The 16,674-nt window shown below is 53.0% G+C and carries 18 protein-coding genes; 7 read left to right on the forward strand and 11 right to left on the reverse strand.

Annotated features, from left to right (window positions below):
* Window positions 1-125 precede the first annotated feature (125 nt).
* The 6 genes from glpK to BUB13_RS09905 form a co-directional block, all read right to left on the reverse strand.
* Window positions 126-1,622: a glycerol kinase GlpK gene (glpK, locus tag BUB13_RS09880; RefSeq protein WP_072908438.1), complete on the reverse strand. Its 1,497-nt coding sequence runs from the start codon at window positions 1,620-1,622 to the stop codon at window positions 126-128.
* A 132-nt stretch (window positions 1,623-1,754) separates the two neighbouring features.
* The gene (locus tag BUB13_RS09885) at window positions 1,755-3,371 is read right to left on the reverse strand and encodes a glycerol-3-phosphate dehydrogenase/oxidase (RefSeq protein WP_072908440.1); all 1,617 of its coding nucleotides are present in this window, start codon (window positions 3,369-3,371) and stop codon (window positions 1,755-1,757) included.
* Window positions 3,372-3,400: 29 nt separating this feature from the next.
* Window positions 3,401-3,766: a hypothetical protein gene (locus BUB13_RS09890; RefSeq protein WP_072908442.1), complete on the reverse strand. Its 366-nt coding sequence runs from the start codon at window positions 3,764-3,766 to the stop codon at window positions 3,401-3,403.
* A gap of 204 nt (window positions 3,767-3,970) precedes the next feature.
* The gene (locus BUB13_RS09895) at window positions 3,971-4,990 is read right to left on the reverse strand and encodes a lipid A deacylase LpxR family protein (protein ID WP_072908444.1); all 1,020 of its coding nucleotides are present in this window, start codon (window positions 4,988-4,990) and stop codon (window positions 3,971-3,973) included.
* Between the two features lie 192 nt (window positions 4,991-5,182).
* Window positions 5,183-6,358, reverse strand: coding sequence for a choice-of-anchor F family protein (locus tag BUB13_RS09900; RefSeq protein WP_072908446.1), 1,176 nt, complete (start codon window positions 6,356-6,358; stop codon window positions 5,183-5,185).
* A 30-nt stretch (window positions 6,359-6,388) separates the two neighbouring features.
* A complete protein-coding gene (locus BUB13_RS09905) occupies window positions 6,389-6,925 on the reverse strand; it encodes a hypothetical protein (protein WP_072908448.1) in 537 nt (178 codons plus the stop codon).
* Between the two features lie 106 nt (window positions 6,926-7,031).
* On the opposite strand from BUB13_RS09905, the gene BUB13_RS09910 reads away from it, so the two are divergent.
* Entirely contained in the window at window positions 7,032-8,294 is a 1,263-nt protein-coding gene (locus BUB13_RS09910) for a DUF898 family protein (protein ID WP_072908450.1), read from the forward strand.
* Entirely contained in the window at window positions 8,294-9,325 is a 1,032-nt protein-coding gene (locus BUB13_RS09915) for a M48 family metallopeptidase (RefSeq protein ID WP_084091972.1), read from the forward strand. The genes BUB13_RS09910 and BUB13_RS09915 overlap by 1 nt, the downstream gene beginning before the upstream one ends.
* On the opposite strand, the gene BUB13_RS09920 is transcribed toward BUB13_RS09915, so the two are convergent.
* The 3 genes from BUB13_RS09920 to BUB13_RS09925 all read right to left on the reverse strand — a co-directional run bounded on the left by BUB13_RS09920 (window position 9,319) and on the right by BUB13_RS09925 (window position 10,264).
* Window positions 9,319-9,690, reverse strand: coding sequence for a hypothetical protein (locus tag BUB13_RS09920; protein ID WP_072908454.1), 372 nt, complete (start codon window positions 9,688-9,690; stop codon window positions 9,319-9,321). The genes BUB13_RS09915 and BUB13_RS09920 overlap by 7 nt on opposite strands.
* A 145-nt stretch (window positions 9,691-9,835) precedes the next feature.
* On the reverse strand, window positions 9,836-9,961 hold the full coding sequence (locus BUB13_RS19380; RefSeq protein ID WP_279625980.1) for a hypothetical protein: 126 nt from the start codon (window positions 9,959-9,961) through the stop codon (window positions 9,836-9,838).
* A 102-nt stretch (window positions 9,962-10,063) separates the two neighbouring features.
* Window positions 10,064-10,264 carry a cold-shock protein gene (locus BUB13_RS09925; RefSeq protein WP_072908456.1) on the reverse strand — a complete coding sequence of 67 codons (201 nt, stop codon included), beginning with the start codon at window positions 10,262-10,264 and terminating at the stop codon, window positions 10,064-10,066.
* A gap of 343 nt (window positions 10,265-10,607) precedes the next feature.
* Here BUB13_RS09925 and BUB13_RS09930 point away from each other — a divergent pair, with 343 nt between their 5' ends.
* The 5 genes from BUB13_RS09930 to BUB13_RS09950 all read left to right on the forward strand — a co-directional run bounded on the left by BUB13_RS09930 (window position 10,608) and on the right by BUB13_RS09950 (window position 15,295).
* A complete protein-coding gene (locus BUB13_RS09930) occupies window positions 10,608-11,228 on the forward strand; it encodes a LysE family translocator (protein WP_072908457.1) in 621 nt (206 codons plus the stop codon).
* Between the two features lie 227 nt (window positions 11,229-11,455).
* Window positions 11,456-12,649: a cation diffusion facilitator family transporter gene (locus tag BUB13_RS09935; protein WP_072908459.1), complete on the forward strand. Its 1,194-nt coding sequence runs from the start codon at window positions 11,456-11,458 to the stop codon at window positions 12,647-12,649.
* Window positions 12,650-12,701: 52 nt separating this feature from the next.
* Window positions 12,702-13,511: an Mrp/NBP35 family ATP-binding protein gene (locus BUB13_RS09940; RefSeq protein WP_072908461.1), complete on the forward strand. Its 810-nt coding sequence runs from the start codon at window positions 12,702-12,704 to the stop codon at window positions 13,509-13,511.
* Window positions 13,512-13,547: 36 nt separating this feature from the next.
* Window positions 13,548-14,816 carry a cation:proton antiporter gene (locus tag BUB13_RS09945; RefSeq protein ID WP_072908463.1) on the forward strand — a complete coding sequence of 423 codons (1,269 nt, stop codon included), beginning with the start codon at window positions 13,548-13,550 and terminating at the stop codon, window positions 14,814-14,816.
* A 17-nt stretch (window positions 14,817-14,833) separates the two neighbouring features.
* Entirely contained in the window at window positions 14,834-15,295 is a 462-nt protein-coding gene (locus BUB13_RS09950; RefSeq protein WP_072908465.1) for a CBS domain-containing protein, read from the forward strand.
* A gap of 43 nt (window positions 15,296-15,338) precedes the next feature.
* On the opposite strand, the gene BUB13_RS09955 is transcribed toward BUB13_RS09950, so the two are convergent.
* Window positions 15,339-15,677, reverse strand: coding sequence for a tRNA-binding protein (locus tag BUB13_RS09955; protein ID WP_072908467.1), 339 nt, complete (start codon window positions 15,675-15,677; stop codon window positions 15,339-15,341).
* Between the two features lie 147 nt (window positions 15,678-15,824).
* Window positions 15,825-16,649 (reverse strand): AraC family transcriptional regulator, encoded by an 825-nt coding sequence (locus tag BUB13_RS09960; protein ID WP_072908469.1) that lies wholly within the window; start codon window positions 16,647-16,649, stop codon window positions 15,825-15,827.
* Between the last annotated feature and the right edge of the window lie 25 nt (window positions 16,650-16,674).

Raw genomic sequence — 16,674 nt, forward strand, 5'->3', positions numbered from 1 at the left:
CAATTTTTGCTTCTGCTTTTTTTAGGCTAAGTTATTGGAAAGGCGTATAATTGTCGGATTTTTTGGAAAGCGTTCATGGTTTTTTTATTCATGTGTGAATAAAAAAACCATGAACGCATAAGGGGCTATTCAATCCAGTCGAAGGTGCGGGTAACTGCCTTTTTCCACATTCTGTAGTTCGCGGTACGTGCTGTATCTTCTTCTGAGGGGTGCCAGGTCTTGTCGATGCCCCAGTTCTGACGCATCTCTGCAGTGTTCTTCCAGAACTCGACAGCCAGCCCGGCGGCGTATGCGGCGCCCAGCGCAGTACTTTCAGCGACCTTGGGTCGAGTTACCGGAACGCCAAGGACATGGGCCTGGTATTGCATCAGCAGTTCGTTCGCGACCATGCCGCCATCAACTTTCAGGGCCTGCAATTTTACTCCGGAATCGGCTTCCATGGCGTCAAGGATTTCTCGTGTCTGGTAGGCAACTGCTTCCAGGGCGGCGCGGGCAAAATGGCCACGGGTCACGTAACGGGTCATGCCGACAATAGCGCCGCGTGCGTTACTCTTCCAGTAGGGGGCAAACAGGCCAGAGAAGGCAGGAACGAAGTACATGCCGCCGTTATCTTCAACACTGAAGGCGAGAGCTTCGATCTCTTCGGCATGTTCAATCAGTTGCAGCTGATCTCGCAGCCACTGTACGACTGCACCGGCGATGGCGATAGAGCCTTCCAGGGCATACACGGTCGGCTCGTTGCCGAACTTGTAGCAGGGGGTGGTCAGCAGCCCGTTTTTAGATTGAACGATTTCTGTGCCGGTATTGAGCAGCATGAAGCAGCCGGTGCCGTAGGTGTTTTTAGCTTCTCCAATGTCAAAGCAGGTCTGGCCGACGGTTGCTGCCTGCTGGTCACCAAGGTCGCCACAAACCGGGATAACGCCACTGAAAGGGCCATCGGTCGAAGTTTCACCGTAAATTTCAGGATCGCTCGAGGGGCGGATGCTTGGCAGCATCTGCCTGGGGATATTCATCAGCTCGAGGATTTCATCGTCCCAGTCGCAGGATTCAAGGTCCATTAGCATGGTGCGAGAGGCATTGGTCACGTCGGTTACATGGACACCGGTCAGCTTCCAGATAATCCAGCTGTCCATGGTGCCGAACAGGGCGTCGCCCCGTTCGGCGGCTTGGCGCACGCCTGCGACGTTATCAAGAATCCAGCTGATTTTCGGTCCGGAGAAGTAGGTTGCCAGCGGCAGGCCGGTTTTTTCGCGCAGGCGGTCCTGCCCCACGTCGCCCATCAGCTCGTTGCAAATCCTGTCGGTTCGTGTGTCCTGCCAGACGATAGCGTTGTAGTAAGGCTGGCCGGTTTTTTTGTCCCAGACAACGGTGGTTTCGCGCTGGTTGGTAACACCGATCGCGGCGATGTCGGTTGCGGACAGTTCCACTTTTTTCATCGCAGTGCGGATGACCTCTTCGGTGCGTGACCAGATTTCAACGGCATCGTGCTCGACCCAGCCTGGTTTGGGGTAAATCTGCTCATGCTCAAGCTGGTGGCTGGAAACCGGTTCTCCGGCGTGGTTGAAAATCATGCAGCGGGAGCTGGTCGTTCCCTGGTCGATCGCGGCAATGTAGTTAGCCATTGGTTCGCTCCGATAGAGATGTGTCTCAAGGCTGCTGGTAATGAGCCTTGAAAGTGACAGCGGGTATTTCGAGATTCATGCTCTGTAAATAATAGCATTGATCGCTGAGGCTGGCATTTGTTGCCTGGAATATTAAAGAGCATCCTCAAGGCGACGAATGGCGAGATCGCGCTCAGTGTCGCGTCGTTGCTGATCCCAGCCCAACTCTTTAGCCATGATTTCGATAACGCGGGGGAGCACTTGCAGCGAAGCCGATTGGTCGATCAACGCCAGCGGCGTACGGCGGGCCAGCACATCGATGGCGCGAAGGGCGAATTCGTGCCGCGCAGCGAACAGCACCTCTGCTTCAATGTAAGGGTGATTCGGGTGCAAGCGCCTGTTCAGGTCTGCCTCACGACCTTCTTCTGCCAGCATGAGAGCCTGATCGCCATAGGAATGGTTCAGGTTGTTGCTGACCTCGTCATCAAAACCGAAGCTGCTGTTCAGTTTCTGCACGTCACGAGGGTCGTAGTGAGCGCCTCCGATGATCGGACTCTGCTCCGTGCTGCAAGGCCGCTTGGCCTGCAAGCGCCAGCCGATGATCGCCTGATCGATAGTGTCTTCGGCCATGCGGCGGTAGCTGGTCCATTTGCCGCCAAGGATGCTCAGCAGGCCATTTTCGCTCATCGAGATCACATGGTCGCGCACCAGGTTAGACGTGTCGACCGCTTGTGGATCGGAGACCAGTGGCCGCAGCCCCGACCAGGTCGCCTTGACATCGGTGCGGGTCGGTTTCAGGTTGAAGTAATTGCCGACGTGACGTAGCAGGTAAGCGATATCCGCATCGCTCACTCTCGGATGATCGCTGATTTCAGCAGGTTCGTCAGTGGTACCGACCAGCGCGTGCCCCTGCCAGGGCAGAACAAAAAGCACGCGGCCATCTTCGGTTTCTGGAATCATCAAGCCGTTCGCCGGCGGCGCGAAGCTTTTGTCGAGGACGATGTGGATGCCGGAGCTGACGGTGATGACAGGCTCAACGGCCGGATCGTCCATTTTACGGATCGCATCGCTGAAGGGACCGGTGGCGTTGATGACGCCTTTTGCCTTGATGGCCCAGCTCGCGCCACTGATAGTGTCCTTCGCTTTGACGCCGCAGACTTTTCCGTTCTCTTTCAGCAGATCGACCACTTCGATATGGTTGCCGATGATCGCACCCTGTTGCTCGGCGGTGCGGGCGAGCGAAACCGCCATGCGGGCATCGTTAAATTGGCCGTCGTAGTAAAGAATGCTCGCCTTCAGGCCTTGTGCCTTGATCGCCGGGAAACGTTCGAGGGTCTCTTTGCGGCTGAGCAGGCGGCTGCTGCCGAGGCGCATTTTGCCGGATAGAAAGTCGTACAGTTTCAGGCCGGCGAACACCATGGGAACGTCGAGCCATTTATAGAGTGGGGTGATGAAGATGATTTTGTTGGAAAGATGCGGCGCATTTTTCAGCAGGATGCCACGTTCATGCAGGCCCTCCCTGACCAGGTCGTACTGTTCGCGGTCGAGATGTTTGACCGCCTTCTCCAGGTAGCGCACGCCGCCGTGAACCAGTTTGGTGCTGCGGCTGCTGGTCCCCTCGGCGATGTCCTGCTTGTCGAGCAGAGCGACTTTGAATCCACGTGCCGCGGCGTCGACGGCAATGCCACAGCCGGTGGCACCGGCACCGATGATCAACAGGTCGAAGAGGTGGTCCTGTTTGAGCGCTGTCAGGATTTGGTCTCTAGTCACAGCTCTCCTCGTCGGCAGGTCGTTGTCTTTTACTGGTTCAGTTTTCTGATAGTGTACCAGTTGATACCCAGCACCACCGCCAGCCCGACCAGTACGGCGATCTGTTTGCTGTCCTGCAGGCCGCCGCGCAACATGTCCATCAGGAAGACGCCGAAGAAGCAGACGGAAATAACGGTGTTGGCGGCCATTGTCCACCCAACTTGGGTGCGCCAGGCCCAGCTGAGAATGTAGGTGTTCATCAGGCCGTAGCCGCCGGTGACGTAAGCAAAAATTTTCAGATGCTGAGAACCTGTCTCGCCGGTGAAAATGGTGACGGCGTAGTAGACGAACAGGAAGGATGTAATCAGGCTGAACAGGGCGAAGCCGCTGCGAAGAATTTTATCCTGTGAGTTCATAACCTCTCCTTTTCATTGCACGTAAAAAGTCAGATTAGCAAAGCTGGCGGGAAAAACCAATCGGCTTGGTGTTTGTGTGCCGGGTTCGCCCACTTCATTTGCCAGGGCCGCATAAACTCGTCCGTGGGACTCAGCTGCCGCCATCCGGGCGGCAGATATCCTTTCAATGATGGCTCAGAACCCTACCGTGGATATGTTTTTGCGCTAAAAAACGTAACTCAAAGTCATTGAACCGAAGCCGTGATGTTCCGGTTGTCGCTTAAATTCACGAGTGCGGTGGGTGTAGGCAAAGCTGAAGGACACGCGTTGATAGCGGACGGTGATGCCGGTCATCAGGTCGGCGACCAGTGGTTCTTTGTCGACACTGTGGCTGTCGCGAAAGTTGTTGCCGTCGAGGAAAATATCGAGCAGCACGGCGCGGCCGTTGACGGCGGCGAAAAGGTAGCTGCTGAAGCCACGGGTGGTGGTTAGCCAATTGCTGCCAGCCGGGCGGATCTGCGAAACGGAGAAACTCCGCGGGATATTCCAGCCGAAGCGCACTTCGCCGCCAGCGTTGAGGTAAGTCATGACGTTGCCGATAGCCAGTCCTGCATGACCGATCAGGTCGGTGCAGAATTTTTGTCGGTAAGTAGGATGATAAAGCCACTTGCGCTCGAAGGCGAGCAGCAGCGCCGGCTCGTCTTCCAGTTGATGATCCCAGCCGTTGGGTCGCTGCAGAGCGCGCACGCGATGGACGAACTTTTGTGACTGCTCGGCCAACGAAGAAGGGCCGACAATGCCGAGCTGGACCTCGAGCGTATCCATCTGGCTCCAGCCATCGCCGTCTTCACTTTTGCGGTGATAGGAGGTCGACAGGTAGCTGTAGCCAGCGTAAGGCCGATCATCTTCGATTAAATCGTATCGGCTGATATCGCGTGGCGTGTACATATTCTGCCCCAGACCAAATTCCAGCTTGTGTCCCGTCTCGGCTGGCGCGTTCTTGATCAGTGGCAGGTTATGGATGAAATTAAGCGCAGTGCGCGGTATTTTCCCGGTGACGTTAACGGGGGCGTCCGGGGCGAGGTCGGGCGAAATGAATGAGTATTTGACGCCGTTGGTGTAATCGCTGTCGGTGCCGAAGAACAGATCGTTTTCGAAATAAAGATTGTGGGTCCAGGGATTTTCGGCGGCGAAAAGGTTGAACGGCAGAAGCAGCAGGATAAACAGGATCAGCTTGCGGCGCATGTTGTTTCCCTCGGTTGATGGTGAATGAGCAGGGAGTATAGCATTGCGGCAGTGGCGAAGAAAATAAAAGCCGGGAGGTGGAGGCTCTCCCGGCTTTTCTGTCTTGCGTTAAACTGATGAAGGAGTATTAACGGCAAGATTTCTCAGCCGCTGCCGAAATTTTGGCAGCGGCTGTTTTTTTAACAAGGTCGTTTATTGAACAGCGATCGGGATGAAGCGCATGGTGAAGCTCTGGACCGGCCAGCCGCTGGTGTCTCCGATGGTGAGCCAGTAGGTCAGGCCGAGGTTCGCCAGATCTTCGATCGGGTCAGTGTGGTAAGCAAGATTTCCATTGTCATCGGTCGTGGTGAGCCATGTTTCGACAACAGCTTGAGTGACCGGTTTTGCGACGCCGTCGGAAGCGCTGGCAACACCGTCTACCAGAATCGGCAGTGTGCGATAGGTGACCCAGGCATTCTCGCCAGCTGCATCAACACAAGTGTTGTCGGTTTCGTTGAAGGTGCCTGCGCAGTTGGCCATCAGCAGGTCGTCGGTGCTCGGGTCGGAATCGTCGTCCCAGAGGATAGCGGTCGGGATGTCGTAGATGGTGTTCCAGGGACCGAACAGCTCTTCGTATTTACCGATGGTGGCGCCGGTGACGATGCTGTCTTCGGTTGCGGTCAGTTCGTAGCCCATGCGGGTTGTGGTGTCGAAGTAACCGCTTTCCGGGTGCCACTTGTCAATAGGGCCAGCCAGACCTTGGGAGAAGTAGCCGGACAGGACTTCAGCTTTAATGTCGTTGGAAGAAACGGTACCGAGGAAAACGTTGCCGTTGGAGTCACTGAAGCCGAGGCCGTCGTTGGCGGTCGAAGAAACGAACTGACCGTCAACAGTGAAGCCAAGTTGGAGGGTGAACCCTGCCCAGTCCTCAGAGTCGACGTAGTCGCTGAGCTTGTGAAGAACTTTGTATGCGGTGTCAGCACCATCAGCAACATCAAAGATGATGTCCATTGGTGCGCCACTTACAGTGCCTTTAAGCTTGAAGCGCTTGCTCGATTTCAGACCGTCTTCGCACTGCTTGGTAACGTCAACACCCAGCTCAGGGTTGTAGCCGGAGGTCATGATGCAGCTGCTGCCGGTGACATCATCGGTGACAACTTTCATGCCCGGTGCCTGCACGTCGGACTCTTCCCAACCGATGAAACCGTTGCTGTCGGTTTTACTGCTGTCGGTGAACAGGGTGCTCTGGTAGAGCTCTTCGACGGCATAAGGACCGGCGTCGGTTGTGACGTTGGCGGTATTCCAGTTGCTGATGACTCCTGCGTTGGCCATGCCGGCGCAGAAGGTCAGGCCCAAAACTGTGGCAGTTAGTTTCTTGGCAATTTTCATTCGCTTTCTCCTTTTTGGCTTGGTTAGTATTTAATGAACCAGGTGTTTCTTGCTATCGAGGTTTTTTCTTTTCTGCCAATCCTCTATTCGGCAGTCGTTGATATTTTGCTGTCGCCAATAAGTCCGACTATCAGTGATTGTAATTTGTCTATAAGTTTTACTTTTCATTTTGGTAGTAGGGTTTGTTTTCAATCTCTGTTTTTGTCGGTTGAAATTTTTTTGCTTTGTAGAAAAAACTACGGCAAGTTGAGTGCCAAGGGATGGATTTGCGTCTAACTGTATGAAAATAAATAAGAATAGATTGTTTTGTCCGATTTGTTGGCGCTGCTTAATTGCAACTATGGTTGCGCTTTGTTTTTGGTATACGGCTGGAGGCGCGTGAAATAGGGCGCTCCGTGGAGTGGGTAGCTTTGGTTGCGTTGCAACCAATGTTGCGGTGTTTTGTTTTTGCAGTGATTTCTTCAGGCTATTTTCCACTAAAAAAAGAGAAAAATAATTTTTGAAAAGGAAAATAACCGCTCTTTTGCCCGTGGAACCTGTTTGGAGTTTATGTTTCAGCAATCCCATGAAATCTTTCAAAAGAAAATTATTAAGAACCTTGCCTGTAAAATGAGCAGGGGTTAATCTTTTTATTTGAGAACTTTAGCCTCAGACTCTCAAAGAAAGGGGTGAAATGTCCCAGGTTCTGATCCGCTGCCCACATTGTGGCTACAGCAAAAAGATGGCAGAAGCAAAGGTCCCGGCAAAGGTTACGCGGGTGAAATGCCCGCAGTGTGGCCAGGGCTTCAGTATGGCTGAAGCGGTAACGCCCGCTGCTGCTCCGCAACCGGCCCCAGATTCGGAGAGGAGGTCTGAGTCGCCTGCAGCGCAAACGAGGGCCGCTTCAGTGCCGGCTGAGAGACAGCTACCGCGGTCGATCAATTTTGTTTTCCGTGGGGATGCAAAAGAATATTTCGGTATCTGGATCGTCAATACCCTGTTGAAGATAGTCACCCTCGGCATCTATTCGCCCTGGGCGAAAGTGCGCAAGCGCAGCTACTTTTATCGCTGTACCCAGTTGGAAGGGATGAACTTCGATTATCTGGCCAACCCGATTACTTTGCTGAAAGGCTGGCTGGTCGGAGCCGCACTTTTTCTTCTCTACACCCTCGGCGCCAATTTCAGTCCGGTACTCAGCTCGGTCGTCGGTTTGATCATTTTTGTCATCATGCCTTGGGCAATTGTCAGATCGCGCATATACAACAGCCGCAATTCAGCGCACCGCAACATCTGTTTCGGCTTTTACCCTGATTATCGCGGAGCCTACATTGTTTATATCGGTTTGTCGGCGCTTGCCTCGTTGACTTTGGGCCTGGCGGCTCCGTATATGATCTTTCGCCAGAAGCAGTTCCTGGTCGACAATAGCAGTTTCGGTCGCACCAATTTCCGCTTTAACGGAACAGCAAAAGATTTTTACCGGCTTTTCCTGCGCGGTATCGGTATTGTTGTTCTGGTAATCATCGCCAGTGGTGCCATGATTGGCATTTTTGCGCCGATGCTTCAGGGCGTGGCTGTCGGTGGTGGCGTTATCGCGTCGATGCTGGTCTTTTTCTTTCCGCTGACCATCCTGCTTGCCTACCTCTTCGTCATCCTCTATTTTTATGTCCGTATCACTAACCTGACCTGGGACAACACCCAGCTCGGCAAGCATCGTTTCCGTTCCAGCCTGAAAATTAAAGAGATGGCCTGGCTCTACTTTTCCAACGGCTTGGCGATAATGTTCTCTTTTGGCTTGTTAACACCCTGGGCGACGATCCGTTTGACCCGCTACCGGTTGGAAAATTTGACCATGATTGTCGATGGCGACCTGGACGCCTTCGAGGCCTTCAACCGGCAGGGAGGCAGCGCGGTCGGCGAGCAGATCGGCGATATTTTCGACATGGATATTGGGTTTTGATGGAAAGTCGCGGCGAATATTTCGATGGTCAAAGTGCGGCCTGCAAGCATGTCGTGCTGCGTCTAAAGAATGATTGCCTACAGATTGACGGCGACGGTCTGGAATTGCAGCTGCCTTACAGCGAGCTGCGGTTGAGTGATGCTCTTGGCAGCGTCAGCCGCTCGATTTATCTGCCGGATGGCGGGAAATGCGATATCCGCAACAGGGTGTTCGCTGCTGAGTTGCAGAAGAAACTCGGCCGGGGTGGTTTTTTCAACCAGGTGCATCGCTTTGAAAACAGCCTGCGGTTGGCAGCTATAGCCCTGCTGCTGACTGCTGTCGTTGTCTGGGCCTTCATCCGGTTTGGTATCCCGGTGCTGGCAGAGCGGATGGCATACGCCATTCCCCCATCGGCAGAAGTCAGCATGGGAAAAGAGGCTTTCGAATTTCTCGACAGCAGCTTTTTCAGCGAAACAGGTCTGCCTAAGTGGCGACAGCTAGAGGTTGAACAGTTGTTCAATCAGGTTGTCTCTGGCATGGAACAGGATCAGCGCGATTACCAGCTGTTGTTTCGTGACTCGGCTGCTTTCGGAGCCAATGCATTGGCATTGCCGGGCGGAACCGTCATCGTCACTGATGATTTTATGGCGCTGGTTGACCGGGATGAAGAACTGATCGCGGTACTGGCCCATGAAATCGGTCACATCCGCAACCGGCATGCCCTGCGCAAGATTATTCAGAGTTCTACCGCGGGATTGCTGGTCGCAGCTATAACTGGCGATATTCTTTCTTCCGGATCCATCGCTGCCGCTCTGCCGACTATGCTGGTTGATGCCAAGTACTCCCGCGACATGGAACGGGAAGCAGACGATGCCGCTGTTGAATACATGCTGGCGCAGGGGATTCCTTTACATCATCTTGCTGACGTTCTGCTGAACCTGCAAAGATCAGTTGGTGGGGAAAAAGAAGGCAGCGGTGAGCCCTCGGCGCTTCGTTATCTCTCAACGCATCCGGCAACGCAGGAGAGGATTGAGCGCTTATCCAGCTATTGATCAGACTTTTTCAGCCAGGCCAGAGCTGCATCGTAGTCATCAAAAATTTCAACGGTCCAACCGCGTGTGACCGCGGCATCACGGTAGAATTGTAGGTCTCTGGTGATTTCTTGCAGCAGGGACGCAATCCGCATTTGCGGCTCCAGACCAATTTCCTTATAACGATCTGAGCGCTCATAGGCTTCCATGGTTTCCGCGATCACCTCTGTCTGCCGATGATCGAACAGGCAACGATTACATCTGTGCGATTTCATCATCTCAATCGCCCTTTTTACGGTTTCAACTTCCTGATTGAGGGCATAGGTTCCCAAAGTTTGCACGCATACAATGTCCAAGTCATTTAAATACTCAATGGCTCTGCGCATATTTTTCCTCTAAGGGGCCCTGATGATATCTTAAAGGTGGTCTATATCACATATTACTGGAAAAATTTGGTAGGTCAAAAAACGAAAGTAACAGCAAAAAGGCAATGATGAAAATACTATTTTCCTGAAGTGTGGAGAAGCTTCTTCACTCTTGATCTTGTGGGGGCTGGGAAGATTGTTCTTGCTTACGCTTTAATTTTTCTTCTTTTTTGGCCTTTTTCGCGAGTTCTTTCTGGCGTTTCTCATAACCATAATTCGTTTTTCTTGCCATCAGGTATCCTTTTCTGTCAGCAGGGCACAATTCCACTTGAAAGCTGAAAAAAAGGGCTCTGCAAAACTGCAGAGCCCTTTTTCGAATGTTATGCAAGTATTTTTAGAGCTTGACGACATTCGCTGATTGAGGGCCTTTCTGACCTTGGGTGACATCAAAACTTACCCGGTCGCCTTCGTAGAGGGATTTGAACCCCTCGCCCTGGATATTGGAAAAGTGGACGAACACATCAGGTCCATTATCCTGCTCGATGAAACCAAAACCTTTTGATTCGTTAAACCACTTCACTGTACCTTCTGCCATTGATTTTCTCCTTGTTCCTGTATCGGAACATGATTTGTTCGTGCGAAACTCACTCAGCTAAAATAAAAAACACACGCCCAAGAGGGCCTGTGTTTTTGGTCCGGAACGACACCTTGCCAGTCCGGTGAGTGACAAAAAATTTCCACAAACGTACTTAAGTTTTTTAACCATAGCACCTTTGGCATTATAAAAGCAAGGAGCAAGTCAATATTGGTTCCGTTTAGCTGTATTGTTTTACGGAGATTGAACGTCGGCAGTAGCCTTTTCCTGGGGATTGGTGTATGAATCCGGCATTGACTATGTAGAACCACCTTGGGTTGAGATTGTTCTCAGGATAGAGTTGATGAGTAGCACCGTCCTTGCTGTTTTTGTTCCCACATTTGTTGCCGTATCGGTCACCCCCGGCATGTGCATGACACTGTCGATGACCCTCGGCATGACCATCGGTGTGCGCAGGACGCTGTGGATGATGGCGGGAGAACTGATCGGCGTCGGCTTGGTTGCCGGTGCTTCGGTGGTCGGCGTGGCGGCGATCATGCTGCAATATCCGATGTTGTTTCTGGCGCTGAAATATCTCGGTGGTCTCTATCTTTGCTACCTCGGCGTGCAAATGTGGATGGCCAAGGGGAAGATGGCGATCGACTTTGAGTCGGGATTCAGTGGCAAGATGTCCGCGCCGCAGCTGGCTTTGCAGGGCTTTGTCACCGCTGTCGCCAACCCCAAGGGCTGGGCGTTTTTTATCGCCCTGCTACCGCCTTTCATCGATCAGCAAAGGCCTCTGCCGGGGCAGCTTTCTCTTCTACTCGGCATCATCCTGTGTATCGAGTTTATCAGCCTGGTTCTGTACGCCAGTGGCGGGCGGACCCTCAATCATCTGCTACAGAAAAGCGATAACGTTCGCCTGCTCAACCGCATCGCCGGCACCCTGATGTTCGCTGTCGGAGTGTGGTTGGCTGTAGATTGATGCTGGCTCGTTCTTAATCGTACCTTAATGCGGGACTGAAACCGTAAATCAACACGCCGAATTTCCCTTGTCTGATGTTTTCAGTTCATTGTTCGGCCGTTGCATCCCACCTCGAATAAGAATTTTTTCAAACATTGCAATCCAATTAATTCGTGAGACAATTATGGTATCAATCTCTCATTGATTAATCGAGTTAAGTGCCGGTTTTTTCATGTGCTGGGAAAAGTATGCAACCTGATGTCAAAACAGCCTGGTTGTCTATTCTGACCAATGTGTTACTGGTGATGATTAAGGCGCTGTTGGCGGCTGCTACCGGAAGTCTGGCGATTAAAGCCGATGCCGTTCATTCGCTCACCGATGTCCTCTCCTCGTTTGCCATCCTGCTTGGCATCAAAATATCCAAACGCCGCACACGCGCCTTTCCTTATGGCCTGTACAAGCTGGAAAACCTGGTCGCGTTGGGAACTTCGCTGCTGATTTTCCTGGCTGGCTACGAAATTATCAAGGACGTGTTTGCAAACGCTTCTCCTCTGGTTGCCGGGCAGATGCCGCTTGCTGTCGGCGGAATTGCGCTGACCATTATCATCACCTGGCTTTTTTCTCGCTATGAGCTGAAAAAAGGGGAGGAGACCGGCTCCCCCAGTTTAGTGGCGGATGCCCGGCACATTTGGACAGATATGCTGTCGTCGCTGGTCATCCTGCTGTCACTGCTCGGCAACATGATCGGATTCGCACTGGATCGTTATGCGGCGCTGATTGTTGTTGCCTTCATTGGGCGGACTGCGCTTCTTATTGCCCTTGATGCGGTTCGCGTGCTGCTCGATGCCTCGCTCGATCCTGAAAGCCTGGAGTCGATTCGGCGGATTGTCACGAACGATCCGCATGTTGTGACGATTAACCAGTTAAGGGCACGCAACGCAGGGCGCTACAAGTTTGTTGAGCTGGACTTGACCCTACGCGTCAAGGAACTGGAAAAGGGGCACCGGATAAGTGAGGAAATAAAGCGCAGCATCAAGGCTGAGCTGCAACATGTCGACCATGTGCAAATTCATTACGAACCTCAGCAAAAAGACCATTTCATTGTGGCGATGCCTCTGTCAGCGGACCGCCGAACTTTGTCTGAACATTTCGGCGAAGCGCCATTTTTTCGGATGGTCACTCTCCTCGCCAGAACGGGAGATGTCACTCTGGATGCCGTTACAGCGAATCCATTCTGCGATGAGGAAAAAGCAAAAGGAATCAAGGTTGCCAATTGGCTGTTGACGCAGGGAGTTGATAGCCTGCTGGTTCGTGAGCAGCTTGCCGGAAAGGGGCCGGGGTATGTCCTTGGCAATGCTGAGGTCACTATCGAGGTGACTCGGCAAAGCGATGCGGAGGTTGCCTTGTCAAATTTACGGGAAAGCGGGAGTCAGGAGTCATAAATTTGGCCGGTACTGCTAGTGTTAACCGGTCTTTCAGGGAAAGGGGCCCAGAATGTCTTCTGAACAGAAAGAGAAGCAAACCTTTAATTCTCGCCGAGAATCTTTGCTTGGACTGGAAAAGGTCAAGCAGGTACTGGCCGTTGCCAGCGGTAAGGGTGGTGTCGGCAAAACAACCTTAGCGGTGAATATCGCTCTGGCCCTCGCCGGAGAAGGCAAGCAGGTCGGCCTTCTGGATGCAGATGTTTACGGGCCGAGTGTGCCGGTTATGCTCGCTCTAAAAGAGGAGCCGGCCCGGGAAAACAAAATGATCGTCCCGGTGTGCAAATACGGGCTGAAAGTCATGTCGTTGGGGATGCTTGCCGAAGCCGGGCAGGCATTTATCTGGCGGGGACCAATGGTGGGCCGGGCGATTCAGCAGTTGCTGGGTGACGTTCTCTGGGGAGAGCTGGATTTTCTGGTTGTGGATCTGCCTCCCGGCACCGGAGACCCGTCAATAACCATCGCCCAGTCGATTCCGAAGGCAAAAGTGCTGATGGTGACAACTCCCCAGGGGGTTGCTCTGGCTGATGTCAGGCGGGCCATACAGATGTTCCGCAGGTACGATCTTGAAATCATTGGCCTGGTTGAAAACATGTCCTATTTCATGTGCGGGCATACCTCCGAGCCGATCGAGATATTCGGCCATGGGGGTGGAGAACTCCTCAGTGAAGAACTCGATCTCCCTCTTCTGGGATCTGTTCCCCTGGATCTCGCCATCGGCACCGGAGGAGACGCAGGCGTACCATTGATGGCAGCAGATGCCGATTCCGAGGCCGGCCAAATTTTTAAAGCGATTGGTCGGAGTATTTTGGCTTCCACTTGAAACACGTCCTTCGGTTGCTGGAAATGAGAGGCTGATATGGAGTTGTGGCAGACTGACCTGGCTGGAGGACTGAGCCAGGCGCATTCGCTGGTTTTTCTCGGACTGCTGTTATTGCTCAGTCATTTTGGCGGCAAAGTGGCCAACTATTTCAATGCCCCGCGGGTCACTGGCTACCTAGTCATAGGGATTTTGGTAAGTCCTTCTGTGCTGGGGGTCTTTCATGAACGGCTGGTCAAGGATGAACTAAGCCTGATCACCGATATGGCCCTTTCGATCATCGCGTTTTCCATCGGCGGGTCGCTGGGGGTCGCCAAGCTGAAAAAGCTCGGCAAGCAGATTCTTTGGATTACCTGCGCAGAAGCCTCGAGCGCTTTTATCGCTGTAACGCTTTTACTGCTTGTTACGTTCGGTGCTTTCAGCGCCTTGTCATCTTCGTTTTCAACTCTCCAATGGCCGGTCGCACTTCTGATTGGAGCTCTGAGTGCGGCAACCGCGCCGGCAGCGACTTTGGCTATCATCCACGAATACAAGGCGCGAGGACCTTTGACTTCGGTTCTACTTGGTGTTGTAGCATTGGATGATGCTCTGGCGATCCTTTTTTTCGCGTTCGCAAGTGCTGTTGCCGCAGGTCTGCTGCAACAGACCGCAGTCAGTTGGCAGCAAGTCGTGCTTGTCCCGGGTGTTTCCATTCTTCTGTCACTGCTTCTGGGCGGGGCTTTGGGGCTTGGGCTGCAAAAAGCCATACGCTTTGTGTCCCGTAAAAAAGCGCTTCCGGGCATGATGATCGGCACGATCTTCCTACTGGGCGGTCTCGCCATCAGCCTGAAGGCCTCCCCTTTACTGGCCAATATGTCGCTCGGTTTTGTGGTCACCAATTTCGTGGAGCGACGTGATGACATGTTTGCTGCTGTCGAGGAGTTTGAAGAGCCGATTTTCGCCATGTTTTTTACCCTGGCTGGAGCTCACTTTGATTTCCGGGTCATCGAAGCTGCCGGTGGGCTGGCATTGCTCATCATTCTCGGTCGATTTGTCGGCAAACTGCTGGGAAGTCGGGTCGGTGCCCGCATTTCCGGCGCACCTGACTGCGTGAGAAACTATCTCGGTTTTGCGCTGTTGCCGAAAGCCGGGGTCACCGTAGGGCTGGTACTGGCCGCCGAAGAGATCTTCGGGCCGACTCTTCAGGCGGAAGTGATGATCAACGCCGTCCTTGGATCGGTCATCATCAATGAATTGCTGACACCGTTTTTCGTCCGTTTTGCCTTGTCCAGGGCGGGGGAAATACACCAAAAGCAGAAGGCCCGTTGAGGGAAAGGATGGCAGGCATGGCACAGGAGGAAATTGTCCGCAGTTCAAAAATCAGCGAACTGGTGGCTCGCATCAAAACAAGGAATCTGCCGCTGATTCCCGAAGACGCCAGCATCGCAGATGTGGTTGATGCCATGATTGATTATGAGCACAGCCGCCTGCTTTACGTGGTCAACAGCGAGGGTTGCCTTGTCGGCACCATCTCGCTGGGCCTGCTGGCTCGTCATGTCTTTTGTCCCAGCCATGAGCCACAGATTCATCCGCGGTTTCTCATCGATATGGTCACCGCGGAATGTGCCAGAGATATCATGCAGAAAAATACCCTGAGTGCTCGTGACGGAGATGAAGTTGGCGCGCTACTGAAACGGATGCTCGGGGCAAATGTCAAAGAAGTTCCGGTTCTGGACAACTCCGGGCGGGTGACAGCAGATATCACGATTGTCGATTTGCTGCGTTTTTTGATCGTAGATGCCCACTGACCAGTTTCGGTTTGAGGGACGAGGAGGTATGTGAAGTAGCCTGTTACCCCAACTTGGCCCCGTTCTGCACGGCTCGCTCCGGCACTGCCAACACAACCGAGCGATCTTCCTGGTAGAAGCCTGTCAGCAGAAATTCTGAACGCATCGGCCCGATCTGTTTGACCGGGAAATTGACTACGCCGATAATCTGCCGACCGAGCAGATCTTCTTTGCTGTAAAGGTCGGTCACTTGCGCGCTCGATTTTTTGATACCGATCTCCGGGCCGAAGTCGACTTTGACTTTGTAGGCCGGGGTGCGTGCTTCCGGGAAATCCTCTACTTCGATGATGGTTCCGGTGCGGAGTTCGACCATTTCAAATTGCTGCCAGCTGATTTCTTCCATCCTGCGTTGCTCCTGTTGTTCGTTTTCTGCTAGCGACCGGCATAACTTTAGGCATCAACGCGACTGGTCACCAGATACTTGCGCATATGCTCAGCCGTGGCCAGAGATAACCGCAATTGCGAACGGTTTTCTTGTACAAAATTGATCTCAGCCTAGAACCTGCTTGCGGTAGATGCCGGGGGTGACGCCGAATTTGTTTTTAAAGTGACGGGTCAGGTGGCTCTGGTCGGCGAAACCTGTTGCCAAGGCTGCATCGACCAGCGAATCCCCTTCGCTGATCAGCTGCTTCGCTTTCTCCAGTCTCATTTGGACCAAATAGGCGTGCGGCGCTATGCCGACCGCTTTTTTGAAGAAGCGGATCAAGTGGTAGGGGGTGCAATCAAACTGCTGTGCCAGCTCGCTCAGGCCGAAATCCTCTTCGATCTGTTCGTGGAACAGCTCGATAATCTTGTTCACCCGTTCTGTTTCCTGGCCGAATTTGGCTGAATTGATGGTTTTGGCGGTATGCCGGGAAATCAGCAGGGCCAGTAATTCAATAAAAGCGGTTTCTTTTTCCAGTTTGGAGTCGGAATGATAAAGGGTCTGGTGCAACTGGATAAGGCCAGCGTAGGCTTCGTTGTCCCGGTAAAAATCGGTGCGGAACTCGCAGTCGTCAGAATCGACATCACGGATTTGCGCAGCGAGCGACTGCAGTTGGGAGGGAGCAAGATAAAAGGTCAGCAGGTTGCGCCGGTCGTTTTCGCAAGCGTAATTTTCATGAACTTCTCCTGGGGCGATGATGCCGAAGTGGCCCGGCTGCAGAATTGAACTGTTTCCACTGTGGCGATAACGTTCGCCACCACTGCTGTTGAGCCAGATACAGTAAGCGTCGTGAAAATGGGGAGGGAACAGGTAGTTGACGTCGGGGCAGCTGAGCAGTTCCAGCCCGCTTAGCCCTTCCGGTTTGAAATATCTGACTTGACAGTTCCTCATTGTGTTTTACCCGGATTCATCTGTT

Origin of the sequence: Malonomonas rubra DSM 5091 (genome assembly GCF_900142125.1) — a bacterium.
In the GTDB taxonomy this organism is placed as follows: domain Bacteria; phylum Desulfobacterota; class Desulfuromonadia; order Desulfuromonadales; family Geopsychrobacteraceae; genus Malonomonas; species Malonomonas rubra.